The sequence below is a fragment of the Priestia sp. 3CA3 genome (genome assembly GCF_056836725.1).
This window is the reverse complement of sequence record NZ_JBXENJ010000006.1, coordinates 135,620-159,833: the sequence shown is the minus strand read 5'-3', so window position 1 is coordinate 159,833 and position 24,214 is coordinate 135,620. Positions and strand designations below refer to the sequence as shown.

29 protein-coding genes are annotated in these 24,214 nt (G+C 37.9%); 20 read left to right on the top strand and 9 right to left on the bottom strand.

Annotation, left to right across the window (positions count from 1 at the left end; translation table 11 throughout):
* The first annotated feature begins 9 nt into the window (after positions 1-9).
* From AC1VNJ_RS17235 to AC1VNJ_RS17200, 8 genes are all read left to right on the top strand, one after another.
* Positions 10-594, top strand: coding sequence for a glucose-6-phosphate isomerase family protein (locus AC1VNJ_RS17235; RefSeq protein ID WP_033578812.1), 585 nt, complete (start codon positions 10-12; stop codon positions 592-594).
* Positions 595-613: 19 nt separating this feature from the next.
* Complete coding sequence (locus tag AC1VNJ_RS17230; RefSeq protein WP_311265284.1) at positions 614-1,579, top strand: phosphoglycerate dehydrogenase; 966 nt, start codon at positions 614-616, stop codon at positions 1,577-1,579.
* Positions 1,563-2,225 carry a bifunctional 4-hydroxy-2-oxoglutarate aldolase/2-dehydro-3-deoxy-phosphogluconate aldolase gene (locus AC1VNJ_RS17225; protein ID WP_033578814.1) on the top strand — a complete coding sequence of 221 codons (663 nt, stop codon included), beginning with the start codon at positions 1,563-1,565 and terminating at the stop codon, positions 2,223-2,225. Before AC1VNJ_RS17230 ends, AC1VNJ_RS17225 begins: the two co-directional genes overlap by 17 nt.
* Complete coding sequence (locus tag AC1VNJ_RS17220) at positions 2,225-3,178, top strand: phosphotriesterase family protein (RefSeq protein WP_047751096.1); 954 nt, start codon at positions 2,225-2,227, stop codon at positions 3,176-3,178. Before AC1VNJ_RS17225 ends, AC1VNJ_RS17220 begins: the two co-directional genes overlap by 1 nt.
* Before the next feature lie 19 nt (positions 3,179-3,197).
* On the top strand, positions 3,198-4,157 hold the full coding sequence (locus AC1VNJ_RS17215; RefSeq protein WP_482641110.1) for a shikimate dehydrogenase family protein: 960 nt from the start codon (positions 3,198-3,200) through the stop codon (positions 4,155-4,157).
* Between the two features lie 107 nt (positions 4,158-4,264).
* The gene (gene nagB, locus AC1VNJ_RS17210; RefSeq protein ID WP_033578817.1) at positions 4,265-4,990 is read left to right on the top strand and encodes a glucosamine-6-phosphate deaminase; all 726 of its coding nucleotides are present in this window, start codon (positions 4,265-4,267) and stop codon (positions 4,988-4,990) included.
* An 88-nt stretch (positions 4,991-5,078) separates the two neighbouring features.
* Positions 5,079-6,428: an L-fucose:H+ symporter permease gene (fucP, locus tag AC1VNJ_RS17205; RefSeq protein ID WP_033578818.1), complete on the top strand. Its 1,350-nt coding sequence runs from the start codon at positions 5,079-5,081 to the stop codon at positions 6,426-6,428.
* Between the two features lie 148 nt (positions 6,429-6,576).
* Positions 6,577-7,479 carry a GNAT family N-acetyltransferase gene (locus AC1VNJ_RS17200; RefSeq protein WP_033578819.1) on the top strand — a complete coding sequence of 301 codons (903 nt, stop codon included), beginning with the start codon at positions 6,577-6,579 and terminating at the stop codon, positions 7,477-7,479.
* Positions 7,480-7,499: 20 nt separating this feature from the next.
* Here the strand turns inward: AC1VNJ_RS17200 and AC1VNJ_RS17195 are convergent, their stop codons facing one another.
* A complete protein-coding gene (locus AC1VNJ_RS17195) occupies positions 7,500-8,045 on the bottom strand; it encodes a DUF4825 domain-containing protein (protein ID WP_033578820.1) in 546 nt (181 codons plus the stop codon).
* Positions 8,046-8,128: 83 nt separating this feature from the next.
* Positions 8,129-8,860: a ZIP family metal transporter gene (locus AC1VNJ_RS17190; RefSeq protein WP_028413578.1), complete on the bottom strand. Its 732-nt coding sequence runs from the start codon at positions 8,858-8,860 to the stop codon at positions 8,129-8,131.
* A gap of 285 nt (positions 8,861-9,145) precedes the next feature.
* Here AC1VNJ_RS17190 and AC1VNJ_RS17185 point away from each other — a divergent pair, with 285 nt between their 5' ends.
* Positions 9,146-10,357, top strand: coding sequence for a cytochrome P450 (locus AC1VNJ_RS17185; protein ID WP_482641109.1), 1,212 nt, complete (start codon positions 9,146-9,148; stop codon positions 10,355-10,357).
* A gap of 29 nt (positions 10,358-10,386) precedes the next feature.
* Here the strand turns inward: AC1VNJ_RS17185 and AC1VNJ_RS17180 are convergent, their stop codons facing one another.
* A complete protein-coding gene (locus AC1VNJ_RS17180) occupies positions 10,387-10,965 on the bottom strand; it encodes an LOG family protein (protein WP_028413576.1) in 579 nt (192 codons plus the stop codon).
* 308 nt (positions 10,966-11,273) lie between these two features.
* On the opposite strand from AC1VNJ_RS17180, the gene AC1VNJ_RS17175 reads away from it, so the two are divergent.
* From AC1VNJ_RS17175 to AC1VNJ_RS17165, 3 genes are all read left to right on the top strand, one after another.
* Positions 11,274-12,605, top strand: coding sequence for an NAD-dependent malic enzyme (locus AC1VNJ_RS17175; RefSeq protein WP_482641108.1), 1,332 nt, complete (start codon positions 11,274-11,276; stop codon positions 12,603-12,605).
* 142 nt (positions 12,606-12,747) lie between these two features.
* Complete coding sequence (locus AC1VNJ_RS17170) at positions 12,748-13,230, top strand: PH domain-containing protein (RefSeq protein WP_033578823.1); 483 nt, start codon at positions 12,748-12,750, stop codon at positions 13,228-13,230.
* The gene (locus tag AC1VNJ_RS17165) at positions 13,223-14,605 is read left to right on the top strand and encodes a PH domain-containing protein (protein ID WP_223546552.1); all 1,383 of its coding nucleotides are present in this window, start codon (positions 13,223-13,225) and stop codon (positions 14,603-14,605) included. The genes AC1VNJ_RS17170 and AC1VNJ_RS17165 overlap by 8 nt, the downstream gene beginning before the upstream one ends.
* A 31-nt stretch (positions 14,606-14,636) precedes the next feature.
* On the opposite strand, the gene AC1VNJ_RS17160 is transcribed toward AC1VNJ_RS17165, so the two are convergent.
* Positions 14,637-15,995: a D-serine ammonia-lyase gene (locus tag AC1VNJ_RS17160; RefSeq protein WP_051418572.1), complete on the bottom strand. Its 1,359-nt coding sequence runs from the start codon at positions 15,993-15,995 to the stop codon at positions 14,637-14,639.
* Between the two features lie 162 nt (positions 15,996-16,157).
* On the opposite strand from AC1VNJ_RS17160, the gene AC1VNJ_RS17155 reads away from it, so the two are divergent.
* Positions 16,158-16,367, top strand: a complete 210-nt coding sequence (locus AC1VNJ_RS17155; RefSeq protein ID WP_028413572.1) for a cysteine-rich CWC family protein — start codon at positions 16,158-16,160, stop codon at positions 16,365-16,367.
* A 1-nt stretch (position 16,368) separates the two neighbouring features.
* Entirely contained in the window at positions 16,369-17,307 is a 939-nt protein-coding gene (locus AC1VNJ_RS17150; RefSeq protein WP_328153065.1) for a carbohydrate kinase family protein, read from the top strand.
* Positions 17,308-17,331: 24 nt separating this feature from the next.
* Here the strand turns inward: AC1VNJ_RS17150 and cyoE are convergent, their stop codons facing one another.
* On the bottom strand, positions 17,332-18,249 hold the full coding sequence (gene cyoE / locus AC1VNJ_RS17145) for a heme o synthase (RefSeq protein WP_013056789.1): 918 nt from the start codon (positions 18,247-18,249) through the stop codon (positions 17,332-17,334).
* 391 nt (positions 18,250-18,640) lie between these two features.
* On the opposite strand from cyoE, the gene AC1VNJ_RS17140 reads away from it, so the two are divergent.
* From AC1VNJ_RS17140 to AC1VNJ_RS17125, 4 genes are all read left to right on the top strand, one after another.
* Positions 18,641-19,255 (top strand): poly-gamma-glutamate hydrolase family protein, encoded by a 615-nt coding sequence (locus AC1VNJ_RS17140; protein WP_223546553.1) that lies wholly within the window; start codon positions 18,641-18,643, stop codon positions 19,253-19,255.
* A gap of 95 nt (positions 19,256-19,350) precedes the next feature.
* On the top strand, positions 19,351-19,527 hold the full coding sequence (locus AC1VNJ_RS17135; protein ID WP_165573411.1) for a hypothetical protein: 177 nt from the start codon (positions 19,351-19,353) through the stop codon (positions 19,525-19,527).
* Between the two features lie 68 nt (positions 19,528-19,595).
* Positions 19,596-20,204 (top strand): methyltransferase, encoded by a 609-nt coding sequence (locus tag AC1VNJ_RS17130; RefSeq protein ID WP_028413569.1) that lies wholly within the window; start codon positions 19,596-19,598, stop codon positions 20,202-20,204.
* 524 nt (positions 20,205-20,728) lie between these two features.
* Positions 20,729-21,163 (top strand): MerR family transcriptional regulator, encoded by a 435-nt coding sequence (locus AC1VNJ_RS17125; RefSeq protein WP_033578828.1) that lies wholly within the window; start codon positions 20,729-20,731, stop codon positions 21,161-21,163.
* 60 nt (positions 21,164-21,223) lie between these two features.
* On the opposite strand, the gene AC1VNJ_RS17120 is transcribed toward AC1VNJ_RS17125, so the two are convergent.
* The 3 genes from AC1VNJ_RS17120 to AC1VNJ_RS17110 all read right to left on the bottom strand — a co-directional run bounded on the left by AC1VNJ_RS17120 (position 21,224) and on the right by AC1VNJ_RS17110 (position 22,162).
* Positions 21,224-21,436, bottom strand: coding sequence for a hypothetical protein (locus AC1VNJ_RS17120; protein WP_028413567.1), 213 nt, complete (start codon positions 21,434-21,436; stop codon positions 21,224-21,226).
* A gap of 129 nt (positions 21,437-21,565) precedes the next feature.
* A complete protein-coding gene (locus AC1VNJ_RS17115) occupies positions 21,566-21,712 on the bottom strand; it encodes a hypothetical protein (protein WP_098626789.1) in 147 nt (48 codons plus the stop codon).
* A gap of 141 nt (positions 21,713-21,853) precedes the next feature.
* Positions 21,854-22,162 carry a flagellar hook-associated protein FlgK gene (locus AC1VNJ_RS17110; RefSeq protein ID WP_013056797.1) on the bottom strand — a complete coding sequence of 103 codons (309 nt, stop codon included), beginning with the start codon at positions 22,160-22,162 and terminating at the stop codon, positions 21,854-21,856.
* 221 nt (positions 22,163-22,383) lie between these two features.
* Between AC1VNJ_RS17110 and AC1VNJ_RS17105 the strand changes: the two genes are divergently transcribed.
* Positions 22,384-22,743 carry a hypothetical protein gene (locus AC1VNJ_RS17105; RefSeq protein WP_251440521.1) on the top strand — a complete coding sequence of 120 codons (360 nt, stop codon included), beginning with the start codon at positions 22,384-22,386 and terminating at the stop codon, positions 22,741-22,743.
* A gap of 77 nt (positions 22,744-22,820) precedes the next feature.
* Positions 22,821-23,000: a small acid-soluble spore protein H gene (locus AC1VNJ_RS17100; RefSeq protein WP_028413564.1), complete on the top strand. Its 180-nt coding sequence runs from the start codon at positions 22,821-22,823 to the stop codon at positions 22,998-23,000.
* A gap of 72 nt (positions 23,001-23,072) precedes the next feature.
* Here AC1VNJ_RS17100 and AC1VNJ_RS17095 read toward each other — a convergent pair whose 3' ends face one another.
* Positions 23,073-24,143 (bottom strand): DUF3900 domain-containing protein, encoded by a 1,071-nt coding sequence (locus tag AC1VNJ_RS17095; RefSeq protein ID WP_033578829.1) that lies wholly within the window; start codon positions 24,141-24,143, stop codon positions 23,073-23,075.
* Positions 24,144-24,214 lie beyond the last annotated feature (71 nt).

The following is a 24,214-nucleotide window of genomic DNA, read 5'->3' as shown; positions in this document are numbered from 1 at the left end:
GCATGATAAATGAGTACATTATTTCAACCTTTTGCTACACAATTAGATTTTGAAACAGGTAAATTAAATCCAGAAGGAAAAGTCATTATTCGACATTTATCGGATATGGAAGGCATGTACTTAGACGAGGGAGAATTTGAAAATCAACTTAAGAACAACCCGCTTATTTACGAGGTTTATAACGTAGTAGTTCCAGAGACAATGCCTCACATTCAGCATTGCGTAACTATTTTGCATCCAGGAAAAGTAGGAAAAGAGTATTTTATGACCAAGGGACATTATCACGAAGTATTAGATAGAGCTGAAATTTATTTTTGCCTTAAAGGAAAAGGTGAGCTGCTAATGCAAACAAAAGACGGAGAGTTTTCTAGCCTAGAAATGGTGCCGGGAACAGTGGCATATGTGGCACCAGAATGGGCTCATCGCACTGTTAATACGGGGGAAGAACCTTTTGTGTTTTTTGCAGCTTACCCGGGAGATGCAGGCCATGATTACGGAGGTATTGAAACAGAAGGATTTGTAAAGGCGTTAGTTGAACAAAATGACAAGCCAACATATATTGAAAACCCTCGCTATATACAAGCGGTAAAATAACAAAAAAGGAGAAAACCACATGCTTAAAGTATTAATTACCCCTCGGTCATATGGGATGTTTACAGAAGACATTATGAATAAATGGCGCGAAGAGGGGTTTGAGGTGATAAGAGAGGTCGGCCCTATTTCTGAGTCCAGGTTTATAGAGCTCATACAAAATGTACAAGCCTTAATCATAGGAACTGACCATCTTAGCAAAGAAGTTTTAAACCACGCTTCGGAGCTTAAAATTATAGCAAAATATGGAGCAGGTACTGATAATATTCCTAAAGAATATGCAATCCAAAAAGGAATTGTGGTCGTGAATACTCCCGGTGTGAATCATGAAGCTGTTGCAGACTACGCGTTTGGTTTAATGCTGTCTGTAGCCAGACAAATTTCACTATCTTCTCAAAGGCTCAGAAAAGGGCAGTGGACAAAAAACGTAGGTGTTGAACTTTATGGGAAAACGCTAGGGATTCTAGGGTTCGGTGCAATAGGAAAAGCTGTTGCCCGCCGTGCTAAAGGATTTCAAATGAACATCCTCGTTTATGACGTTTTTCAAGATGAGCAGGCAGCTGCTGAATATGGTGCAACCTACGTCCACATAAATGAATTGTTAACAAAAAGCGATGTTGTATCTGTTCATATGCCTCTTGTGCCTGAAACAACAAACCTTCTAAACTATCAAATGATGAAGAAGATGAAGAAAGAGGCAATTCTCATTAATACCGCAAGAGGCGGAATCATAAATGAAACCGATCTTTTTCATATTTTAAAAGAAGAAAAAATACTAGGAGCGGGAATTGATGTATTTTCCGTTGAGCCGCCTACAGATTCTCCTTTGCTAGAGTTAGATAATGCTGTTTTAACCCCTCATAATGCAGCGGCCAGTAAAGAGGCAATCGAGCGTATGACATTACAGTCAACGCATAGCGTCATTAAATTTTTTCAGCAAGGAATTTCAAAAGGGCAAGGAGGGAACCAGCATGTCACGCAAACGTGAAGTTATGAATGGTATTTGCAAAAGTAGTGTTGTGGCAGTTTTACGAGGTACAGAAGCGGAAGTGTTAACGACAGCTAGAGCTGCAATTGATGGCGGAATACAGGCAATCGAACTAACGATGACGGTTCCAAATGCAATTGACATATTACGTCAATTAAAAAGTGAATGTGCCTCTCAGTCCGTTTACATAGGAATGGGTACCGTCATGGACGTTCATTCGGCGGTTAGTGCCCTTCAAGCAGGAGCAGATTTTGTTGTGACTCCTCACTTGGACATGGACATTATTGCGGTAAGCCATCAATATCAAGCTCTTGTTATGCCCGGAACTTTTACAATGACAGAAATGGTTACTGCGCTTAAAGCAGGGTGCGAAATTCTTAAATTATTCCCAGCAGACTTAGCAGGAACGGCTCATATTAAAAATGTAAAAGGGCCTTTGCCTCAAGCTAATATTATGCCTACTGGAGGCGTCAATGAAACAAATATTGAGCACTGGATTCAAGCAGGAGCAATTGCTGTAGGGGTAGGGTCTAATTTAACAAAAGCAGGTGGGGATTCGCTTGACTCCCAAAAAATTCGTGAATATGCCTCTTTGTTGATACGTAAAGCGCAGCAGGCTAAATTGACGCTTAGCGGTATTAGATAATGAAAAATTCAAGTCGTATACAAACTGTTTTAGGCCTTGTGGATTCAAACGAAATCGTACATGTTCAGCCGCATGAGCACCTTATGCTTGAAAAAGGTCATGCAGCGAGTACTAATTCAGATTTATGCATTGATAATGTCGATGTTACAGTAAGTGAAGTAAAGAAACTGTCTGCGCGCTCTCTTGTAGTGGACGCACAGCCGATCGGCGCGGGGCGCATGGCAATGGACCTGATACGAGTCTCCAAGCGAACAGATGTTCATATTGTTGCTTCAACAGGGTTCCATAAATCCATGTTCTATTGGCGAGATCATTGGATCCATAATGAATCAGCAGAGGTCCTTACAGCGCTTTTTGTTTCTGAAATTCAAAAAGGAATGTATGTAGGTAATGGAATAGAGAGGCCCACTAAAAAAGTTAATGCAAAGGCAGGGCTAATTAAAACAGCCGTCGATAAAAAGGGGTTAACTCCCTATTATCAAATGAAGTTTGAGGCAGCTGCCGAAGCGTCACTTTTAACAAACGTCCCTATTATGGTTCATATTGAAAAAGAATCCGATCCGTTTGAAATTATTCAATTTTTGACGGATAAACAGGTAGCAGCTAAAAAAATAATTCTTTGTCATCTCGATCGTACTCATCATGACTACGGATTGCATAAAGAAGTAGCGGCAACGGGTGTCTACCTTGAGTACGATACGATTGGACGGTTTAAATATCACAGCGATGATAAAGAAATTGAGTTAATTCACCACATGTTGAATAGCGGCTTTCAAGAATCTCTTTTAATTAGCCTGGATACAACTAGAGCGAGGCTGCAAGCATATGGGGGAGAAATAGGAATTGATTACTTAACTAAAACCTTTATTCCAAAGTTGAAAGTAAGTGGGATTTCAGATAAAACCATTAGTACCTTAGTTCTGGATAATCCGCTCGCAGCTTTAAGCGTTTAGAAAAATCAAGGAGGACACTATGTTAAATCTAGTAAATGCAACCAAACCAACCTTTTATTTTATTGGCGTTACAACAGGACAATCCTCTATCATGAAGCTATTTCCTTTATGGGCTAAATCTCTTTGTATCGATGCGGAGATTAAAGGAATTGATATTGATATTCATGCAAGCCGTGAAGTGTACCGTGAAGTGGTAACTTTTTTAAAGAATGATCCTCTGTCGATGGGGGCATTGGTCACAACACACAAAATTGATCTATATCATGCGGCAAAAGACTTGTTCGATGAGCTTGATCCTTATGCGCTGTTATTTGGAGAGTTATCAAGTATTTCCAAAAGAGACGGAAAGCTGATTGGACATGCTAAGGATCATATCTCTAGCGGATTAGCCATGGAGGGTTTCCTTCCAAAAGGTTATTGGAACAAACATAAGGGGGATGTCCTTATTATGGGAGCTGGCGGAAGTGCCATTGCCATTGCTTCAAACTTGATCCACGATGCAAAACGTAATGGCATGCCATCTGCTATCTATGTGACAAACCGAAGTCAACCGAGGTTAGATTCAATGCAGAAAATTATCTCGGAAATGTCTACGGATGTACCTATTCAGTATCTTACAGTAGACGAGCCATCTAAAAATGATAAAGTGTTATCTAAACTGAAGCCCTATTCTCTAGTTATTAATGCAACAGGGCTTGGAAAAGATCGACCAGGCTCTCCGCTAAGCAACGAGGCGCTATTTCCTCACAATAGTCTTGTGTGGGAACTGAATTATCGAGGGGATTTGTTGTTTATGCACCAAGCGCTGTCGCAAAAAGAGACGCAGTCATTATATGTTGAAGACGGATGGATTTATTTCATACATGGGTGGACTCAGGTAATATCAGAAGTGTTCCAAATTCAACTAAGCAATGAGCAATTTACTGAAATTGAAAGAATTTCAAGTGAGTTTAATCAATCAAAAGTAAGTGGGAAATAAGGGAGTGAGGAGAAAATGTTTCTCCTCTTCACTTACATAAAACAGAGATAACTAAAAGTGAAAGCGTCAACAAAAAAGACTACAAAAAGGTGAAGGATGTGCCTCTTATGAAGATTATAAGCACAGAAAATTATGAGGAAATGAGTTACATGGCAGCTGTTGAAACGGCTAAATGTATAAAGGGAAATCCAGAGTTAGTATTGGGTCTTTCGACCGGAGGAACGCCTCTAGGTACGTATAAAAATTTAATTCAGTTATACAAGGAAGGAAAAGTAGATTTTTCAAATGTAACAACATTCAATTTAGATGAATACATCGGTTTGGAGCCAGAGCATTTCCAAAGTTACGCGTACTATACATGGGAAAATTTTTTAAAATACGTAAATATCAAAGCAGAGCAGGTGCATATTCCTTTAGGTATATTTGAGAACGAAGATCAAGCAGTGAAAGAATACAATGAGAAATTAATGAAAGCCAACGGAATTGACGTACAGATATTGGGAGTTGGAAGGAATGGTCACATTGGTTTCAACGAGCCTCAAGATTACTTGCAGGGGGCTACGCATATTGCTAAGTTAACCAAAGAAACGATACGAGACAACGCTAGGTTTTTTTCAAATATAGAAGATGTCCCTGAAAAAGCAATAGCAATGGGAGTAGGAGACATTTTAAAAGCAAGACACATTATCTTTATCGCCAGTGGTAATGAAAAAGCAGAGGCTGTTTATCAAACGTTACATGGACATATTACAACAAGATGTCCCTCTTCTCTTCTTCAGTTACATCCTAACGTCACAGTTATTGTAGACAAAGAAGCAGCCTCGTTACTTTAGATGTCAAGGAGTATTTTAACAGCATAGGTGAACACGGAAGCAAGTGGATTTGTAAAGAAATGATGAGTGATAATAGGGAGGCTTTACAATGAAACATAAAAATTTAGTTCAAATGCCTAATGGGTATCTTAATCGAACGCCTATCTTTCAATTTATTTTACTTTCTATTCTTTTCCCACTTTGGGGAGCAGCCGCGAGTTTAAATGATATTTTAATTGCTCAGTTTAAAAGTGTATTTACTCTTAGCGACTTTGCAACGGCTTTTGTGCAAAGTGCTTTCTACGGGGGATACTTTTTAATTGCTATTCCAGCTTCGTTAATTATTAAAAAAACAAATTATAAGCTTGCTGTTATTACGGGACTAATCTTCTATATTATAGGTTGTTCACTGTTTTTTCCTGCTTCTCATATGGCTACCTATTCTATGTTTTTATGCGCAATTTTTGCAATCGCCATTGGTTTAGGTTTTCTTGAAACATCAGCTAATACGTATAGCTCCATGATGGGACCTAGGGAATCCGCAGTGCTACGCCTTAATATCAGTCAGACGTTTACACCTATCGGATCTCTTTTAGGAATTGTACTTGGTAAGTATTTAATCTTCCAAGAAGGGGAAAGCCTTGATAATCAGCTTGCTAAAATGAGCTCGGAAGAAGCACATATCTTTGGCCTTAAAATGTTACAGCATACGCTGCAGCCTTATAAATATATGATTTTAGTTCTTATTGCCGTACTGGTACTTTTTCTTATAACGAAATATCCTTCATGTAAAGCTCAAATAGAGAAGAACGAGGTAGGGCAAAAAAGCGAATTAATAAAAACGCTAAAGTATTTAGGGGGGAATTCGCGTTTTCGTAAAGGTATCATAGCCCAATTTCTATATGTAGGGATGCAGGTAGCTGTATGGTCATTTACCATCAGATTGGCCTTAGATCTTAATTCTGAAATTAATGAGCGAAGCGCATCAAATTTCATGATTTATAGTTTTATTGCTTTTTTTGTTGGGAAATTTGTAGCTAATCTATTGATGACACGTTTTTCAGCCAAAAAAGTGTTAGTTATCTATTCAATTATTGGTACGCTTTTACTTGCGTATACGTCGTTTGCATCCAGTACGATGGCTGTATATGCAGCTGTTGCTGTAAGCATGCTTTTTGGTCCATGTTGGGCAACAATCTATAGTGAAACGTTAGAAATAGTAGAAGAAAAACAGCATACGGAAGTCGCGGGAGCTATTCTAGTTATGGCTATTGTAGGAGGAGCTGTTATTCCCGCCGTTCAAGGACTTGTATCAGACTTAACTGGGTCGCTTCAACTCGCTTTTTTAGTTCCGACGGCATGTTTTATCTATGTAGGATACTATTTTTATAGTGGTGTAAACAAACGTGAAAAAGTAAAAAAACTAATGAATGAAGACCAAGTTAATTCAGCTAAATAGAAATTGATTTTATAAACAAGGAATTTTACGTTTTTCATCGAATACAATGTAAATTGCCTTAAGTAAAAAAGAAAACTGCTTTGGAAGCAGTTTTCTTTTTTACTTTAATTATTTATTATTATCTTTTTAAAAAAGGAAGGAATGTCCTGTGATTATAATTAAGCCTTTAAGTCAGTGTTCTTTTTCTGATGCGCTAGAAGCATTTAATAAGGGTTTTGAAGATTATTACATTCCGGTTGAGATGTCACTAGATCAATTCATTTGTAGGTTTGGTGTGGATCGTTTATCTGTCGAGCATTCTTTTGTCGCTTTTTATAATGACACACCAGCTGGAATTATGTTAAATGGATTAAAAAAAGTCAAAGGAAAGAAACATGCTTGGAATGGAGGTACAAGTGTAGCATTCCTTTACCGAAAAATGGGAATTGGTGAAGCCTTACTAAAAGCTACACTTGAGAAATATCAGCAGCAAGGAGTAGTGGAAGCCAGTCTGGAAGCATTTACAGTCAATAAAAAAGCCATTCACCTTTATGAGAAATATGGATATGAAATTGTAGATACGCTTTTCTTTCTAAAGCATAGAGGTAGTTTTCCCGCTTCTTTACTTAAAAAGAAGAATCAGCTTGCGTATTCGTTAAAGCGAAGGCTTGCAAAAGATATTCAGAACCTACCCTTTTATACATACGACGTTCCGTGGAAAAATCAATTTGACTGCATTTGTGATGGAGAATCGTTTATTGCGTTGAATGAAAGAAACGAAGAAGTTGGCTATCTATTATTTCAAAAGAATTTTTCTTCCATAGGCATCGTGAATTCCGTTACTTTTTATCAAGGAAGCGTTAAGGAACATATCTCAAATTCAGAGGACGTTCTGGGCTTTTTATTAGCAACCATTTTTAATATGTATGGACCAATTGCTTACAATACATATAATGTACCTGAAAAAGGAAATAGCTTACTCGTGAAAATGTTAAAATCATTTGGTTTTCAAGATTTATATACAGATGAAGGAATCAAACTTGAGCAGGTGTATATGAAAAAACAACTTTAAAAAGCGGCCATGGGCCGCTTTTACTGCATTTCCGTAATTGGATGTGCATCATAAAATTCCTCGATTTTTTCTTGCTGCCCTTCGTATTTTGCTTTCCAGGCTTGAGTCCCGTCCTTATAATTGCGCAGATCTGTTCCGTAGAAGTCGGTTAACTCTTTTCGAGTAATCGTGATTGTCTGAGGAACAGTCGTGTTAATAGTAAAGTGAACGCTGTCAACATTTTGTACGGCAGAAAGTAAAATGGTTGCGTTATGTAAAAGTGTACGTTTAGTTTTAACAGACGTCCAGCTTTTTTCAAACGCATGCTGATTATCTGTTGCAGCGTAGTTAATTGCTAAGTAGTAAGGTTTTTGAGCATTTTGAAAAGTTATACCTTTTAAATAAACGTGTCCTGGAAGTTTATTTGTTATTTCTTCTATTGAAGTACCACGTTCTAAAGAAGAAGTATGATGAATAGAAGAAGCAGAGACTCTTTCAGCAGACAGATTATTATGAGGTGCATAGGCACACCCTGATAGGCAAGTGAGCACTATACAAAGTGTAAGAGAAGCATCTATTTTTTTCATAATGGTAACTCCTTTTGTTTATATCTACTTGTAAAGACGAAAGACCTACACTTTTTGTTTCATACAAAATATAAATTTATTCATTAAAAAGACAGATAATCCAAAATAATAGAAGTTAATAACCCTAATGAAGCAATAAAACCAATAACAGGACCACCTTCTTCAAAAGCTTCCGGCAACATCGTAGAAGCAACCATGGCCACAATTCCACCACCGGCAAATGAGGCAATAAAGCCCATCATGTTTGGGGTAGCGTCTTGAAGAAATAGATATCCAATCCAAGAGCAAAGAGCTGATATAAAGAAGACCGAAAGCCATAATGAAAAAATTTTCTTTCGCTTATATTGGCTTTTTAGTAGTCCGCTTGTCCCGGAGATTCCTTCCGGTATATTGCTGATAAAAATAGAAACAACAAGCAGCCAGCTAACGTGGTGCTGTTCAATCAAACTTGCGCCAATCATCAGTGATTCAGGTATAGCATCCATAATGGTACCAATAAAAATGGCTAGTCCTGAGCTAGCTGGGACAAGGTGGTTTGAACGTTTTCTTTTGTGAGCACCTTTTTTAGCTAAAGACATATCAAGAAGAGTAAAAAGTGCTGCGCCTGTCAAGAAGCCTAAAGAAGAAGCAATAATTCCCGCTTCTTTTACCGAATCTTGAATGAGCTCGTAAGCAGCAGCTCCTAACAAAACGCCCGTGCCAAAAGCCATAATATAAGCAGTCAACTGTTTTTTTAAAGGTACAAAAATAGCTATAATAGCTCCAATTAATACAGCTGAGCCTGAGACACCACCCCACATAAGGGCATCTATCACATGAGATCCCTACTTTCTTGCGTACTTATTTGTAGTGTAACCATCTATGTGATTATTATGAAACAAGATAAAAGAACTAAAAAAATGGAAAAGAATCACTGATTTAGACCTTAAATAAAATAAGTCTTCTGTATAATTGACAAAATTTTCTGATTATGTCCGTTGAAAGTGAAAAAACCTTGTGATAGTCTGATCAAAAGATATAAAGATGGAAAAAAATTCTTTCATCTGTAGAAGGTCAAAAAACTTAATGAGGTCACTTTTAAACGAAAGAAGGAAGACGAGATGAATCCAAAAGCAGTGAAAAGAGAAAATCGTTATGCTAACTTAATTCCTATGCAAGAAATTAAATCCGTTGAACAGCAGCTTTACCCATTTGATATTTATAACAGTCTGCGTCAAGAAGCACCTATTCGTTACGATGAAAGCCGAAACTGCTGGGATGTATTTGATTATGAAACAGTAAAGTATATTTTAAAAAACCCGTCGCTTTTTTCATCCAAACGAGCAATGGAAGAACGCCAAGAAAGTATCTTAATGATGGATCCTCCAAAACACACAAAATTACGAAACTTAGTGAATAAAGCTTTTACACCAAGAGCTATTCAGCACTTGGAGGGTCATATTGAAGAGATTGCAGATTATTTATTAGATGAAGTAAGCAGCAAAAAAAAGTTTGATATAGTAGAAGATTTTGCTGGACCACTGCCGATTATTGTAATAGCAGAGGTGCTAGGAGTACCTATACAAGATCGAGCACTGTTTAAAAAGTACTCCGATGACTTAGTGAGCGGTGCTGAAAATAATTCAGACGAAGCTTTTGCGAAAATGATGCAAAAGCGTAATGAAGGGGTGCTTTTTTTACAAGGGTATTTTAAAGAAATTATCGCTGAGCGTCAGAGAAAGAAACAAGAAGATCTGATTTCGCTGCTTTTAGAAGCAGAAATTGACGGCGAACATTTAACAGAAGAGGAAGTACTAGGGTTTTGTATTCTATTGCTAGTAGCGGGCAATGAAACAACAACAAACTTAATTACGAACGGAGTCCGGTATATGACAGAAGACGTAGGCATACAGAATGAAGTTCGTCAAGACATATCCCTAGTTCCGAATCTCGTGGAAGAAACGCTCCGCTATTATCCTCCTATTCAAGCGATTGGACGCGTAGCCGCTGAAGATGTAGAACTTGGAGAGTGTAAAATTAAAAAAGGGCAGCAGGTAATTAGCTGGGCAGCAAGTGCAAATAGAGATTCAGCTAAGTTTGAACGGTCTAACACTTTTGTCGTGCGTCGTAAAACGAATCCTCACGTAAGCTTTGGTTTTGGCATCCATTTTTGCTTAGGAGCACCGCTAGCAAGAATGGAAGGGAAAATTGCCTTTGCTAAATTACTAGAAAAAGGGGAATTTTCCAAAGTTCAGAATCAGTCTTTAAAGCCAATAGATAGCCCTTTTGTTTTTGGGGTAAAAAAATATGAAATTACTTTTGACAACGCCTGAAAAGCGAGCGCAAATGATGCGCTTGCTTTTTAGCGTTCAGTCTTCCATTTTTGGTCCTCTGAAGGAGACGTATAGGTGTCCATTGAAGAGATAAGCTGTTCGGGAGTATCAGAAATATTGATGAGACGAATAGCAGAATCCGTAGAAAATCCTTCATCTACTGCATGCTGAACCATTTGCATAAGGGGGTTGTAGTAGCCGTTTACATTTAATAACCCCACTGGTTTTTTATGTATGCCAATTTGAGCCCAGCAAAGAGCTTCAAACAGCTCTTCAAATGTCCCGAAACCTCCAGGAAGGGCAATATAAGCATCTGCTAACTCGTGCATAGTTGCTTTTCGCTCGTGCATGCTCTCTACTTCGATGAGTTCTGTCAGCGCGGTATGAACAATTTCACCGCTAAACAAACCGCGGGGCATAATACCAATGACTTCGCCCCCATGTTCAAGCATTTCATTTGCGACTTCTCCCATCAGGCCCATTCGTGAGCCTCCGTAAATCAGCCGGTAGTTTTCTTGGGCCATGTAGCGTCCTAGCGAGACGGCGGCCTCTTTATATTCTGTTTTTATTCCTGCGCTTGATCCTGCAAACACACAAATTGATTTCAATTTCTTCACTCCTTTGTTTCTTCTCTATATAAGTCTTTTCTGTTTATGAACAACAAAATCCTTCTTAATAATTTATGAATTTTCACAATGTCATCGCTTGATTATTCTAAAAACTTTGCTTATAATCAAAGCGAAACATCTGTTTGAAAGCGTTATCTATTTCTTTTCTTTTGATGAAAAAGAGAGTACGCATAGATCTACTTGTAAGATAAGTAGATAATATGAACTTATGGGAGATTGGACCGTTTTAAACGCTTCATTAGTAAGTATACGTACTTGCAGGATTAGGACAAGGGGGATATGGGGATATGATGAATAATTTAATACGCACATTAATGGTACAAACACCGACTGTACCAGGAAACTTAGGAAGAGTAGCAACAGCCATTGGAAATGTTGGAGGAGACATTGGCGAGGTTGAAACCGTTAAAGTAGGACATAACTACACGATGAGAAGTATTACGGTTCAAGTAGAAAGTGAAGACCAGCTTGAGGAATTGCTTGAAGCGGTTCGCAGTTTAGAAGGCATTACTTTACATACAGTATCAGATGAAGTTCTTCATGCGCATGAAGGCGGTAAAATTCAAATGAAAAGCAAAATGAAAATTGAGTCGATCGCTGACTTAAGAAGAGTATATACACCAGGTGTAGCAAACGTTTGCCGTGCTATTCAAGAACAGCCCGACAAAGCTAAAATTTATACGAGCATTGGAAACACGGTTGCGATTGTAACGGATGGTACCGCTATACTAGGACTAGGGAATATTGGTCCAGTTGCAGGAATGCCTGTTATGGAAGGAAAAGCTGCGTTATTTGATCAGCTTGCCAGTGTAAACGCTATCCCTATTTTGTTGAATGTAAATGAGCCGGAAGAAATCATTCAAACGGTTAAAAATATTTCACCAGGATTTGGCGGTATTTTACTAGAAGATATAGGGTCGCCTCACTGCTTTGAAATTGAAGAACGTTTAAAAGAAGAGCTAGATATTCCAGTTATGCATGATGATCAACACGGAACAGCAGTTGTGACGCTAGCAGCAGCTATCTCAGCTTGTCGCAGCACAGGTGTGAATTTGAAAGAAGCAAAAGTAGGGCAGATTGGTTTAGGAGCTGCTGGTATCGCTACTTGCAGAATGTTCATGGCTTACGGTGTCAAACAAGTGATAGGAGCTGATAAGTCTCCTGAAGCGAATGAGCGCTTGGTCAGCTACGGTGGAAAAGTAGCGGATTCATTAGAAGAGCTTATGGAGAACTGTGATATTGTTATTGCGACAACAGGTGTACCTGGCTTAATACAGAAAGAATGGATTCGAAAAGGGCAAATCATTTTAGCACTTTCTAATCCAAAACCAGAAATTGAACCTGAAGATGCTCTTGAAGCAGGAGCTATTTATGCTACTGACGGAAGGTCAGTGAATAATGTGCTTGGATTCCCAGGTATTTTCAGAGGAGTATTAAATGCGGGAGTGCGTGATATTACGCATACGATGCTTGTAGCTGCAGCTGAAGCCATTGCAAATTCAACGCGTCCAGGCGATTTAGTTCCTCACCCTCTTAATCTAGCTGTACACGAAGCAGTATCTGAAGCAGTTGAAAGAACGGCTGTTGCACACGGAGAGAAAGACGGCGTTTATCGATAACAAACAAGGCTGCCTCGAAATAGGCAGCCTTGTTTGTTTTTTATCAAAAAATAATAAGAAAATAGTAAACGATGAAACTTTTTTCCTTTTTTAACGTAATATAGTAATAGAAATAGTAAAAAAGGTAGAGAAAGGAGTTTTTATGGAGTTTGAGCATTTAAAGGGCAAATTGCCCCTCGAGGCTAAAAAAGCGATGCGCTGGCAATCCATTTTTACGCATAGCCTGTGGCTTCTGGCAACAGCGGGTTATTTTCTACTCGTTCATTTTTTTGATTGGTGGTCAATTATTGGATGGATATCAGCTGGACTATTAGTCGTGAGCTTTATCGTATATACAATTATAGCTCCAAATGTATATATGAATGTATATTCATATGAAGTAACAGATACTCAAATTGATGTGCAAAGAGGGCTCTTCATCTGGTATCATACGAAAATTCCCCTTGTGAAAGTACAGCACGTTGAAACGTTGACAGGGCCGATTTTTCGAAAATTTGACTTGGCATCTGTTAAAATCATCACAGCAGCTGGAAGCGTCGAAATTCCTGCACTCGTACAAAGAGATGCTGAAGCACTGCGAGAGTATATTGCTAGACTAGCAGAGGTAGATGATGAAGATGAGTAAGCGGCTGCATCCGCTATATATTGCAATAGCATTTATTGAACATATAAAAAATAATATCCTGCCTTTTGTGTTTGTATTTATCGTCAATCGGCACCTGTTGTTTACATATTGGTGGGCAACGCTATTAGCGGGAGGCGTAGTCGCTTTATTTGCTTTTTTTACCTGGAGGGAATTTCGTTATGAAGTAACGGAAACGGAAGTGCGTCTGTATAAAGGGATTTTTAAAAAAGAAAAACGATTTATTCAACGAAATCGCATTCAATCGATTCAGTTAGATCAGCCGTTTGTCTTTAGAATTCTTCGCTTAGCCCGGCTTCGTATTGACACGGCCAGCAGCGGTACGGATGCTGAAATTGATTTATCTGGTATTTCACTAAAAGAAGCGCACCATCTTAAAGATACGTTAAAGCTGTCAGGGAGTCAGCCGGAAATAACAGAAAAAAGTCCTGAACGTATGATGAAAGTGTCGGTGAAACAGCTGGCGTTAGCTGCTGCGTTTTCCGGGAATTTTGGCTATATATTTGCTGCTCTTGGTTTTCTCTATCAGTATATTGATACGTATATCAACCGCTGGGTGAAGACAGCTTACGAAGAAGTGATTCATCAATCGATGCTTGGTTTATTTGTATTAGTCGCTGCAATTGTGGTGCTTGCTTATTTGCTGTCTATCGTTTTATATGTGATACGATTTGGCGGTTTTACAGTGGAACGCTACGATCATTATCTACATATTAAATACGGACTATTAAATAAGAAATCCCTTACGATTCCTTTTCATAAAATACAGGCTGTTACGATAGAGGAAGGGTTGGTTCGACGCTTATTTGGATGGTCTTCCGTTTCGTTAAATGTCGTAACCTCTGATTTAAAAGAAAAGGTCTATTTACACCCGTTTATCCAGCAAAAAGAGATTTCATCGTTAATGAACGTATATGTCCCGCACTACGAATATATAAAGTGTCCAAGAAATACAGCTATTCAATATGCATGGTACCCATTACTATTACCGCTCTTGTTATTTGTAGCGGCAGGGATTGGCATCAGCTTTTGGAAATCAATGTTCGTGTGGGTTATTGCTGTGCTATGCCTTGCATATGTACTTATTCACTGGTTGGGCTATCGCCAAGGCGGCTTAATGATGAACGAGGTATTTGTCGCTATTCGCTCACAGTTTTTAACACGAAAAACAACGATTATTAGAAGGAAGAAAGTGGAGCAAATTGAGGTGTTTGCAGGAACCTTTTTATGGAAAAAAGGATACAGGAAAATAAAAATTTCAACTATGGGTACAAGCGGCAGCTATAAATCGGGATATTTTCCATTTGAAATTTGGCATCCTATCTTTCTGCAAGCTACTTCTTCTAAAAAGGCATGAAGAACATCATTGTTCTTCATGCCTTTTGACGTTATCTATTCATTAAATTTTTTCCTTGCTCGTAATAGCTATTCATCACGTCAGCGGGCACCATACTGCCTCCAGTTGACCATACAAGGTGAGTAGCTTTTGACATATCGTTTTCTAGTGCTTGCGCTTGTATATAGGAAGACCCGCTTTCCATCAGGTGAAGAGGCCCTTGTAAACCAGCCGCTGCTGAAGGTTCTATATACATATTTTCACGATTGGCTAGCTCATAAATAAATCGGAAAAGCTGATCATCTTCTACAGTATAAATTCCGCTAATAAGCGATTTTATCGTTTCGCCTACAAAGCTAGATGGCCTTCCTACAGCTAGTCCATCGGCAGCTGTTATGTTATCAAGTCCAATATCGGTAACGGAAATGCCATCATGCAGCTCGGTCATTAATCCAAGCAGCATGCAAGGAGAGTGAGTAGGTTCAGCAAAAAAGCAGTGAACATGATCACCGTATATTGCTTTTAATCCAAACGTAATACCGCCAGGACCTCCCCCTACTCCGCAAGGTAAATAGACAAATAAAGGATGTTCAGCGTCTACTTGAATTTGCAGCTCGGCTAGCTGCTTTTCCAAGCGTAAGGCAGCGACGGAATAACCAAGAAATAAATCTCTAGACTGCTCATCGTCAATAAAATGACAGGCGGGGTCTGCTTCGGCTTGCTTTCGTCCTTCTTCCACGGCTTTTCCGTAGTCAGACTGATATTCAATAACGGTTACGCCTTTCGAACGAAGCAAATCTTTTTTCCATTTCTTCGCATCGGCTGACATATGGACGGTGACGTTAAAGCCGAGAGCGGCGCTTATAATACCAATGCTTAAACCTAAATTACCGGTAGATCCTACTGCAATAGAATAAGAAGAAAATAACTTTTTACATCGTTCTTCAGCTAGAAGAGCATAGCTGTCTTCTTCGGTAAGCAGCCCTTCTTTGATAGCAAGACTTTCAGCAAATTTTAATACTTCATAAATGCCGCCTCTTGCTTTAATAGAACCTGATATAGGAAGATCGTGATCGCATTTCATCAATAATTTTCCTTGCAGCTCGTTATTCATTTGTTGATTTAAATAGTCTTTCATGTATGCAATTTCTTGAAGAGGTGATTCAATGATTCCTTTTGATGCTTTTAGCTCCGGAAAAGCGATTTGAAGAAAAGAAGAAAAGCGAGAAAGTCGCTCTTTTGCATCTTTTATATCTTTGGTATGTAAAGAAAGAGACGAAAGTGCTTCTTGAGCAGGTTTTAAATAAGGATTTATCCAAAGTATTTCCTGTTTATTGATTAAAGGTGTTAATAAAGGATATTCACGCATCCATGTAGCAAGGGGTTTTTGGTGAAATAAATGTATCGTCATAAAGGCTCCTTTCTCAATATGTTATTTCCTTTATATGTATAGTATCAAGAATAGAAGAAGTTGAAAACGAAAATATCAAAAAGCAGAAAGCGCATTTTAACTGCCTCTTGTATACTAATAAAGATAACTTATACAACTGCATAGAAAAAAGGAGAGGAATTTATGGCATTTTCAGGCGATGATAGCAGATGTCCTATCTGCGAAGAGAAAAATAACTGTGCTTCTGTACAAGGCAGAGAAATAGAAAAGTGTTGGTGCATGCAGAAAGTTTTTACTCCTGATTTGTTTAAACAAATTCCTTTGGAAAGCAGAGGGAAAGCGTGTGTATGCGTCAAATGCGTTGCGAGACAGAAGGAAGAAGGTGGGGATTAACGTGAAAAAAGGAATTATTTCATACGGTGAGGCATTTATTGATTTTATCGCTAAAAATGAATCTAACACTGACTTTGACCCTTTTTTAGGAGGCACAACCGTTAATGTAGCAGTTGGAGTTCAGAAGTTAGGAGCAAAAGCATCTTATATCTGCAAGTTAGGGAGTGATGAAACAAGTGATTTTGTAAGAAAGAAGCTTTTAATTGAAGGAGTAAACCAAAGCGGCTGTGTAACTTCGGTGACGAAAAAAGTTTGTGAAGTGTATGTACATAAAAGTAAAGAAGGAGATCGTTACTTTCATTCCTACATAGATTCTACCCCTCATGAGCAAGTGTATAAATATGAGCTGCAGGAAGCTCTATTTGAGAAGGCAGCGATTTTTTATTTTGGATCAGGCACTTTGTTTCATCCGATTTCCCAGGAAACTACAAGAGAAGCTGTGAGGCTCGCAAAAAAATATCGTATGCTGGTAGCTTTTGATCCGAATATTCGAATGAAAAGATGGGAAAGTGAAGCAGCATGTAGAAATATTGTAACATCGTTTTTGTACGAAACAGATATTTTGAAAATCTCTCAAGATGAGCTCCTATTTTTGATGAATTCAACAGATCTGGCAGAAAGCCTAGAAAAACTGAGAGCGTATCATATTCCGTTCGTATGGGTCACTCAAGGAGAAAAGGGCGCAGTAGCCGTTACTGCAAATCAAATGCTTCATGTGAGTGCAAAGAAAGTACAGGCGATAGATACAACAGGAGCGGGTGATGCATTTATGGCAGGAATTCTCTGGTGTATTCATGAAAAAGGTTTGCCTGAAAGTGAGGAGTCATGTAAGCAGTACACAATGTTTGCCAACGCGTTAGGTGGAGCAGTTTCGGCGAGATACGGAGGAATGATTTCGCTTAAAGCAAAAGATGTATCTAATATAAAAGCAGGTAGCTGATAGCTACCTGCTTTTGAGCATTTATTATTTAAAAAATGACAGTATAATCATAAGGGCAAAAATAATCGTAAGATGGTTCAATGAGAACACAAACATTAAAGTAGCCCATTTTGTATCTTCTAATTTTTTAAATCCAACAATTCCAAGAAGCATCCACACGAGTGTTAAACCGAACATTGTAAATGCGATAATTTTACTAAACGATAAAAATAAGAACGATGCCGCTAGTAAAATAACTAGGTATACAAGCGTTTGGACTTTGGAACGACGGATACCTTTTACTACAGGAAGCATTGGTACACCTGCGGCTTTATATTCCTCAAGTCTTCTAATCGCAATAGCGTAGAAGTGAGGAGGCTGCCATAAAAACATAAATACAAACAATCCAATTGCTACCGGATGAAATAAGTCTGGTGAAATAGCGGCCCAGCCAATGATTGGAGGCATAGCTCCAGAAATACTTCCGACTTCGGTATTATAAATGGTTGTACGTTTTGTAAGCATAGTATAAGGCACTACATAAAAGAAAAATCCTAAAATACCCATAATGGCGGCCATGTTAGAAACTAAAAATAAAATACCTACACCAATAACAAATAAAGCCAGTCCTAACCATAGAGCAAATTTAGGGTTGACCGCTCCTGTTACCGTCGGTCTGTCTTTTGTACGTTTCATGATTGCATCGATATCACGGTCATAGAAGTTATTAACTGCCCCAGCTCCTCCTACGACAAAGGATGTCCCAATTAAAGCCAAAATAATGATAGGAATTTGTGTCACAAAGCTTAAGTCATTAACAGCAATTGCGAGACAAAGCCCAGCAACCATTCCTAGTGAGTTCGATTTAATAATCCCAGTTTTTATAATAGCACTGATTACTTCCCGGGAAAAATACTGATTGATAGGAAGTGATTCCTTTGTGATAACTTCGGTATTTTTCACAGCAATTCTCCTTTTTGAGCTTATTCTTACATGAATAAACCTAATCTTTATTAATCAACTAAACTATTTTAACAAAAAAATATCGTAATTACATCAAGGTTGCTCGTAAAATTTGTTAACATTCCTTGAACTTTTTTAAAAAACAAAGAAAAATGTCGAATTTCCGACTGAAAATAAGTACATCCTTTATTATAAGATAAAAATGGAATGCTTAAAAACGAAAATTTTGACTATCTGGTGAACTTTTAACGAGCAAGAAACTCGAACTTAATCGTACCATATTTATTGGTAATTGCAATCACATAGTATGTGATGAAAGAAAAGATGTGGTACATTAAAGAAAGAACTAATAAGTTTATTTACTATGTCTTATTCACAAGGAGGATATATGATGCCAGATAAATATGCTAGCTTCTCTGAACTTGCCTCTTATGAAGTATACAACCAAGACTACAAAATTCAATTTGAAATCAGACCTTCTAACATTATTATGCTCGCGATACACGGCGGAGGTATCGAAACTGGAACATCCGAACTTGCTGTTGGCCTAGCGGGCAACGAATACTCGTACTATATATTTGAAGGGTTAAAGAAATCAGGAAATGCCGATCTTCATATCACATCCACTCATTTTGATGAACCTCATGCGTTAACGATTATATCAAAAGAAGACTATGCAGTATCTTTTCATGGATACAACGACAAAAGTGAAAAGCATACTAAAATCGGCGGTGCTGACAAAGCGTTAAGGTCCAAAGTACATGAAGCGCTTGTTTCTAAAGGCTTTAGTACAGAAATTTTATCAGATCAAGATCCTGTTTCCGGTACCAGCCCTAGAAATATAACCAATAAAACAGCTAGGCGGATGGGTGTGCAAATTGAGATAAGTAAAGGGCAAAGAGAAGCTTTTTTTTCAACTAACACGAGAAATGAACGTAAAAATTCGAAAACCCAGGAATTTTTTGAGTATATATCAGCTATTAGAAGTGCATTTCCTCTTAGATAAATCAGATACGTTTAGTATTTATTAAACAGGTTAGATTTATTACGGACATGTTTGTGGTATACATATAGTAACTACATAAACTGGAGGAGATAATCATGAAAAAGTTTGACCAAGAAGATACCCTAGAACGACTTAAAGCCTCTTATCGATATTTAAAAAGCATAGACATACCAGAAATCAGCACATTAGATGATCAAAAACGAGCGGAAGCTGTGCAGTTAATCGAAGAGATTGGTCTTAAAATATCAGAAATGCGCGTAAAAGTAGAGTGAGTAAAAAGAGAAAGAAGGACATCTGTCCTTCTTTCTCTTTTTCGACAACTATAAACAGGAGATTGGCCATGAATGAACAATATTATGACGCTTTATTAAATATAAAAACAACGGGAGAACAAAAGGGATTTAATGATTCATTTCATTACCATCGTTATGAACCCACGCCTTATAGTGCATTAGAAGCACTTTTCAGTCAGTATGAGCTAACAAGCAGCGATAGAATTGTCGACTTCGGGTGTGGGAAAGGAAGGCTGAATTTTTATGTGAACTACCTATGTAATGCCACCGCTGTAGGGATAGAAATGAATGAGCACTTCTATGAGCAGGCCATAGATAATCAGAGGCGCTATTTAAAAAAAGCCAAGGGCCGAAAAAGTCATATTTATTTTCAGTGTTGTTTAGCCCAGGAATATAAGATTCACCCACTAGACAACTGCTTTTATTTTTTTAATCCTTTTTCAGTTCAAATTTTTATCCAAGTAGTGAACAATATTTTGCTTTCGTGGGAAGAGAATAAGCGCGAGATTGATTTAATTTTGTATTATAGTTCAGAGGATTATCTTCATCATCTCGAAAAACACCCTTCTTTCATTTTAAAAGAAGAGGTAATGCTGCCAGAGTTGAATCGTAAAAATCCATATGAACGGTTTTTGATTTATAAAGTAGCTTATTAAGACGACTTATTTACTATTCCATAAAGGTGTATCGTCGCTAGTTCTATTTAACAAATCAGCAGGGGCTAGAAAAAGACCTGCTGATTTTATTTATAACTTTTTAGAAATTAAAGCATAACACTTTATTATGTAAGCGCTTTCTGTTATAATGAAACTAGGTTGGATAGCATGCGTGGCTATCGGTGTACTCAGCGCAGGCGGGGCTAGTACAGAAAGAGAAGGCTACATACAAGTTAATAAACATTTAGTCGATAGAAATAAGAAGTCTCAAAAACAAATTTATTAATTTGTATGCTAAATCGTAAATTAACAGAAACGGCATTTATGATAAGGTTTTAGAGAAAAGAACCCAGCGTATACTGTATAAGCAATTTTTTTACTCTAAAAAAGGGTAAAGAAATTGCTTATTTATTTTTAAATAAGTGCACAGCTGTTCAGATTTGTTTTGAGATATCTAGCGTTAGTGTATAATAGTAAAAAGTACGAAAAGTTGACATTGTTAATTGATTAAAGGGGATTTAAAAATGAGTGAACTAAAAATAGATGATGTAGCGAAGCAAAGCGGTTTAACAAAACGTACGATTCGTTATTATGAACAAATTGGACTGATGCCAGCACCTCCAAGAAGTGAAGGTGGATTTCGTCTGTACACGGAAGAACATGTAGAATTTTTAAAGAAAATTACGAATGCCAAAGAAGTTATGGGTTTTTCACTTCAAGAATTACAGGAATTTCTTGCTTTAAGTGATACTCTTGAAATACAAAAGATGGATTATAGGCAAGTGAAAGGAACAAGTCAACAAAAAGAAAAGTTAGAGCAAGTGTTACATACGGTAGAAGAGCAGCTCAAGCTGATTGAACAGAAAAAGAAAAACATCTTAAAAGTAGAGTCTGACCTTCTGTCACTGAGAGATCGTGCTAAGGCTGCAATTGTAAAATTCGAGCAGGAAGAATCATAAAAAGCAGGCGCATTCACCAGAAGAGTGCGTCTGCTTTTATGTGTTTTATAGGGAATTTATTTATGATTGTGAAGAGTTTTCTTCTAGCTGTACCCCTAAAAGAAGTAGAATAGCCTGTATCCCGTCGGCTTTTCCGCTGTGAAAGCTTCTTGTTTCAGCATCCAAAGCTTCATTTACAGATTCCATCATATTTGATTCGTATAAGTCTAAAATCAATTGTTTTCCTTCCGGACTCAAATGCAGCTGCCCGCGTTCCTTCATTTTAAACTTCAACTTCTTCAACTCCCTTTCCCATAATACTATCAGTATACAAAATTAATAACATTTACGTAAACGTTAATTTTTGTATGTGGACAGAAGAACGTATTAAGTATAGGTACTAAGTGAGGGGAGAGATACTGGTTATCCTTTGCTTGTTTTAATGTTTGTCAGCTTATAGCCGCAAGCTGAGCATATATAGATAACGTTTTGATTGGACTGAGCAGTTAAAACGGTAGCGAGCTCTTTTTGAGAATGACAGTTAGGACAAATAACAACAGGGGATTTCATGTGATTTTCTCCTTTTCTTTTTTATAGTCGAATTTTATTTTATGTAAAGTTTAATCAAATATCCTTCGTGCTATCAAAAACGACGGAAGATATGTAAAAAAGCATTCTCGCTCAAAAGAAACGGGAATGCTTAAGGTAAGTTTAAAATCCGTCCTGGCTTGCTGTAAATGGAATGTTAAGTCTTCTTTCTACATTGCGTAAGCGCTGATTTAATCTGTTTATACGGTCAGTATGTCGCTCCACAACTCGATTTAAGCGAGTAATTTCTCTGACTTGCTCCTCATTTTGTCTCTCAAGAGCACGAATTCTTCGTTCAAATCCTCCAAGATTTTGAAGTTGCTGTCTTTCATCGTATTCTTCATGCTGTGGTACGTAAGGGGGATAGTATTGTTGAACTGAGTAATCAACTTGCTGAGGAATATATCCAGGGTTGAAATAATAAGGGTTCATTAGGGCACCGCTCCTTTTAAATAGTAACTTCAAATCAAACACGATATAACGTATGCGAAGATAAGAAAAATGCTATAGGCACATACCTAAAGACATTCTGTATTTTAAAAAAGGAAAATATTTTTAAGAGGAAAAAGGAGATAGCAAACCCTTTCTTGAATATGCAAAATAGAAAAGCTTCTTTTTTAGACACTTTATTTAAGAAAGAGGGAAAGTGACCGATGGCTCAAGGGAAACAAAAACCAGCACCTAAAATAGAAGAATCAAAAGCTCCGCCTGCAAAGAAACAAAAGCCGAAGAGCCGCAGCACCAAAAAAGCTCCGCCTCCTACATCGCCCTGGGTAAAAGCTGCTTCCATTTTATCTAACATTGATTTCATTCGTTTGTTTCGCGTGCTGTTTCTTGCTTTCGCGGTTGGTTTTATTGTGTATCAATATATTTTACTTACAAAAGGGGTCTTCATCAAAACATACGTAGACCTTTGGCATCATCACAAAATGATCTTGCTAGCTGGAGCTGCATTTATTATCTATACTTCTTTCATCTTTTACCTTGGCTACCGCACCGCTAAAAAGCGCTAGAACGATTCTAAACGGCGAATATCATCCATTCTTTAAGTAAACCTTATATGTATATCAGCATAGAGGGGGGAAGAAACGTGGACAAGCAGCGAGCAAAACAAATTGCTGATTCACCCGTTATGGCTAACGTTACGTATAACGATACGGCCGTTTATATTCAACATGTAAGCGAAGAAAATGATACGGCAAGAATTTATCCGCTAGGTCAGCCGGAAAATGAACAAAATGTTGCGGTGAGTCAATTAGTAGAGAATTAAGGTGGATAAATAGAGCTACTAGTTCAGTTAAATAAAAGGAAGAGAGCAGATACACAGCTCTCTTCCTTTTATTTATTCTTCCCATTTCTTACTGTTGATTTTCTCAATAATCCCGTGCAAATCACCTGGCTTATGAAACTCAATCGGAGACGCGCCTTTTTCAAACAGAATCGATTCCGCTTCAATTAACGCCACGTAGCGTCCGTTTACTTTCGCTAAGTGAATATTTTCCCCAAAATCAGCTAACAGTCCTTTAATCTCTGTTTCGCCAAGCTTCATTTTAAGCTCGGCATCAGGGGTATGCTCGACGATATGAGCAGCAGCTTCCATGACTTGATGGGTATCCAAACGTTCTTGAAGCTCACGTTTTTCACTTGTTGCCCACAGTTCCATGTCCGATTCAAACTGTTCAAGCTCTACGCTTTCTGCTTCAAACGTTTCACTGACGTGTTCACGCACCATATCCATCACTTGTGTTTTCATAATCTCAGGCATCGGCTCGTTGTAATCAATGAATTTCAAAAAGTCTTCAAAATAACGAGCGTGAGACGCTTGGTGGATAACGAGTTCGCTTTCTTCGACCATGCCTTCTTCAGGCATGTATGGGTATTGAATGGATTTCATGTTTTTAGTAGTAATCGCCATTTCTACGTGACGAATAAGGGTTGATTCATCTGAAATTGAAGCCACTTTTGGTTCGAAGTCACATTTTAAAATAAACACAAAAGCATGATCAAAATATTTTCTTGGAACAGCAGATACCACTAAAAATGCTCCTCCTCGAACGGCTGCAGTATCAAGGTACGCATTGATAAACTGTTCGCTGTTTTCTTCAAATTCTTCTTTGGTTGTGGCAAAACGAGTGCGGTGAAATAAATTATAATTAGGGTTTGAGTCGAGAGCGTGTCCCGGTTCAACTATAAAATACCCGAGCTTTGTAGGCACTTGTTCTGCTTTGGGGTGTCGCTCTACTTTGCGCTTTACAATTTTTTTAAATTCACCGTCTAAAAAATCTTTAATGGAACTTTCTTCATATTCTTCCGTATCAAGCGTTTGAAAATGCTTATATTGTTTAGAGGCCTGTTCTTCTTTTCCTTCTACTTGTATTACGTAAAATGATAAAAAATTAATTTTAAAATCCATAGCAGTCACCTTGTTTCTTTTTAGTCAGTTACTTCAGTATAAGAAAGAGTCTGGTAAGCGTCAATGCCTGT

What these genes read in the sequence shown, in the direction of transcription:
- AC1VNJ_RS17220 (WP_047751096.1), top strand. Translation starts at nt 2,225, where the DNA reads ATGAAAAATTCAAGTCGTATACAAACTGTTTTAGGCCTTGTGGATTCA.
- AC1VNJ_RS17170 (WP_033578823.1), top strand. Translation starts at nt 12,748, where the DNA reads ATGGAGTTTGAGCATTTAAAGGGCAAATTGCCCCTCGAGGCTAAAAAA.
- fucP (WP_033578818.1), top strand. Translation starts at nt 5,079, where the DNA reads ATGAAACATAAAAATTTAGTTCAAATGCCTAATGGGTATCTTAATCGA.
- AC1VNJ_RS17230 (WP_311265284.1), top strand. Translation starts at nt 614, where the DNA reads ATGCTTAAAGTATTAATTACCCCTCGGTCATATGGGATGTTTACAGAA.
- AC1VNJ_RS17110 (WP_013056797.1), bottom strand. Translation starts at nt 22,162, where the DNA reads ATGAACCCTTATTATTTCAACCCTGGATATATTCCTCAGCAAGTTGAT.
- AC1VNJ_RS17235 (WP_033578812.1), top strand. Translation starts at nt 10, where the DNA reads ATGAGTACATTATTTCAACCTTTTGCTACACAATTAGATTTTGAAACA.
- AC1VNJ_RS17215 (WP_482641110.1), top strand. Translation starts at nt 3,198, where the DNA reads ATGTTAAATCTAGTAAATGCAACCAAACCAACCTTTTATTTTATTGGC.
- AC1VNJ_RS17165 (WP_223546552.1), top strand. Translation starts at nt 13,223, where the DNA reads ATGAGTAAGCGGCTGCATCCGCTATATATTGCAATAGCATTTATTGAA.
- nagB (WP_033578817.1), top strand. Translation starts at nt 4,265, where the DNA reads ATGAAGATTATAAGCACAGAAAATTATGAGGAAATGAGTTACATGGCA.
- AC1VNJ_RS17225 (WP_033578814.1), top strand. Translation starts at nt 1,563, where the DNA reads ATGTCACGCAAACGTGAAGTTATGAATGGTATTTGCAAAAGTAGTGTT.
- AC1VNJ_RS17155 (WP_028413572.1), top strand. Translation starts at nt 16,158, where the DNA reads ATGGCATTTTCAGGCGATGATAGCAGATGTCCTATCTGCGAAGAGAAA.
- AC1VNJ_RS17105 (WP_251440521.1), top strand. Translation starts at nt 22,384, where the DNA reads ATGGCTCAAGGGAAACAAAAACCAGCACCTAAAATAGAAGAATCAAAA.
- AC1VNJ_RS17125 (WP_033578828.1), top strand. Translation starts at nt 20,729, where the DNA reads ATGAGTGAACTAAAAATAGATGATGTAGCGAAGCAAAGCGGTTTAACA.
- AC1VNJ_RS17175 (WP_482641108.1), top strand. Translation starts at nt 11,274, where the DNA reads ATGATGAATAATTTAATACGCACATTAATGGTACAAACACCGACTGTA.
- AC1VNJ_RS17115 (WP_098626789.1), bottom strand. Translation starts at nt 21,712, where the DNA reads ATGAAATCCCCTGTTGTTATTTGTCCTAACTGTCATTCTCAAAAAGAG.
- AC1VNJ_RS17195 (WP_033578820.1), bottom strand. Translation starts at nt 8,045, where the DNA reads ATGAAAAAAATAGATGCTTCTCTTACACTTTGTATAGTGCTCACTTGC.
- AC1VNJ_RS17185 (WP_482641109.1), top strand. Translation starts at nt 9,146, where the DNA reads ATGAATCCAAAAGCAGTGAAAAGAGAAAATCGTTATGCTAACTTAATT.
- AC1VNJ_RS17135 (WP_165573411.1), top strand. Translation starts at nt 19,351, where the DNA reads ATGAAAAAGTTTGACCAAGAAGATACCCTAGAACGACTTAAAGCCTCT.
- AC1VNJ_RS17160 (WP_051418572.1), bottom strand. Translation starts at nt 15,995, where the DNA reads ATGACGATACATTTATTTCACCAAAAACCCCTTGCTACATGGATGCGT.
- AC1VNJ_RS17095 (WP_033578829.1), bottom strand. Translation starts at nt 24,143, where the DNA reads ATGGATTTTAAAATTAATTTTTTATCATTTTACGTAATACAAGTAGAA.
- AC1VNJ_RS17140 (WP_223546553.1), top strand. Translation starts at nt 18,641, where the DNA reads ATGCCAGATAAATATGCTAGCTTCTCTGAACTTGCCTCTTATGAAGTA.
- AC1VNJ_RS17130 (WP_028413569.1), top strand. Translation starts at nt 19,596, where the DNA reads ATGAATGAACAATATTATGACGCTTTATTAAATATAAAAACAACGGGA.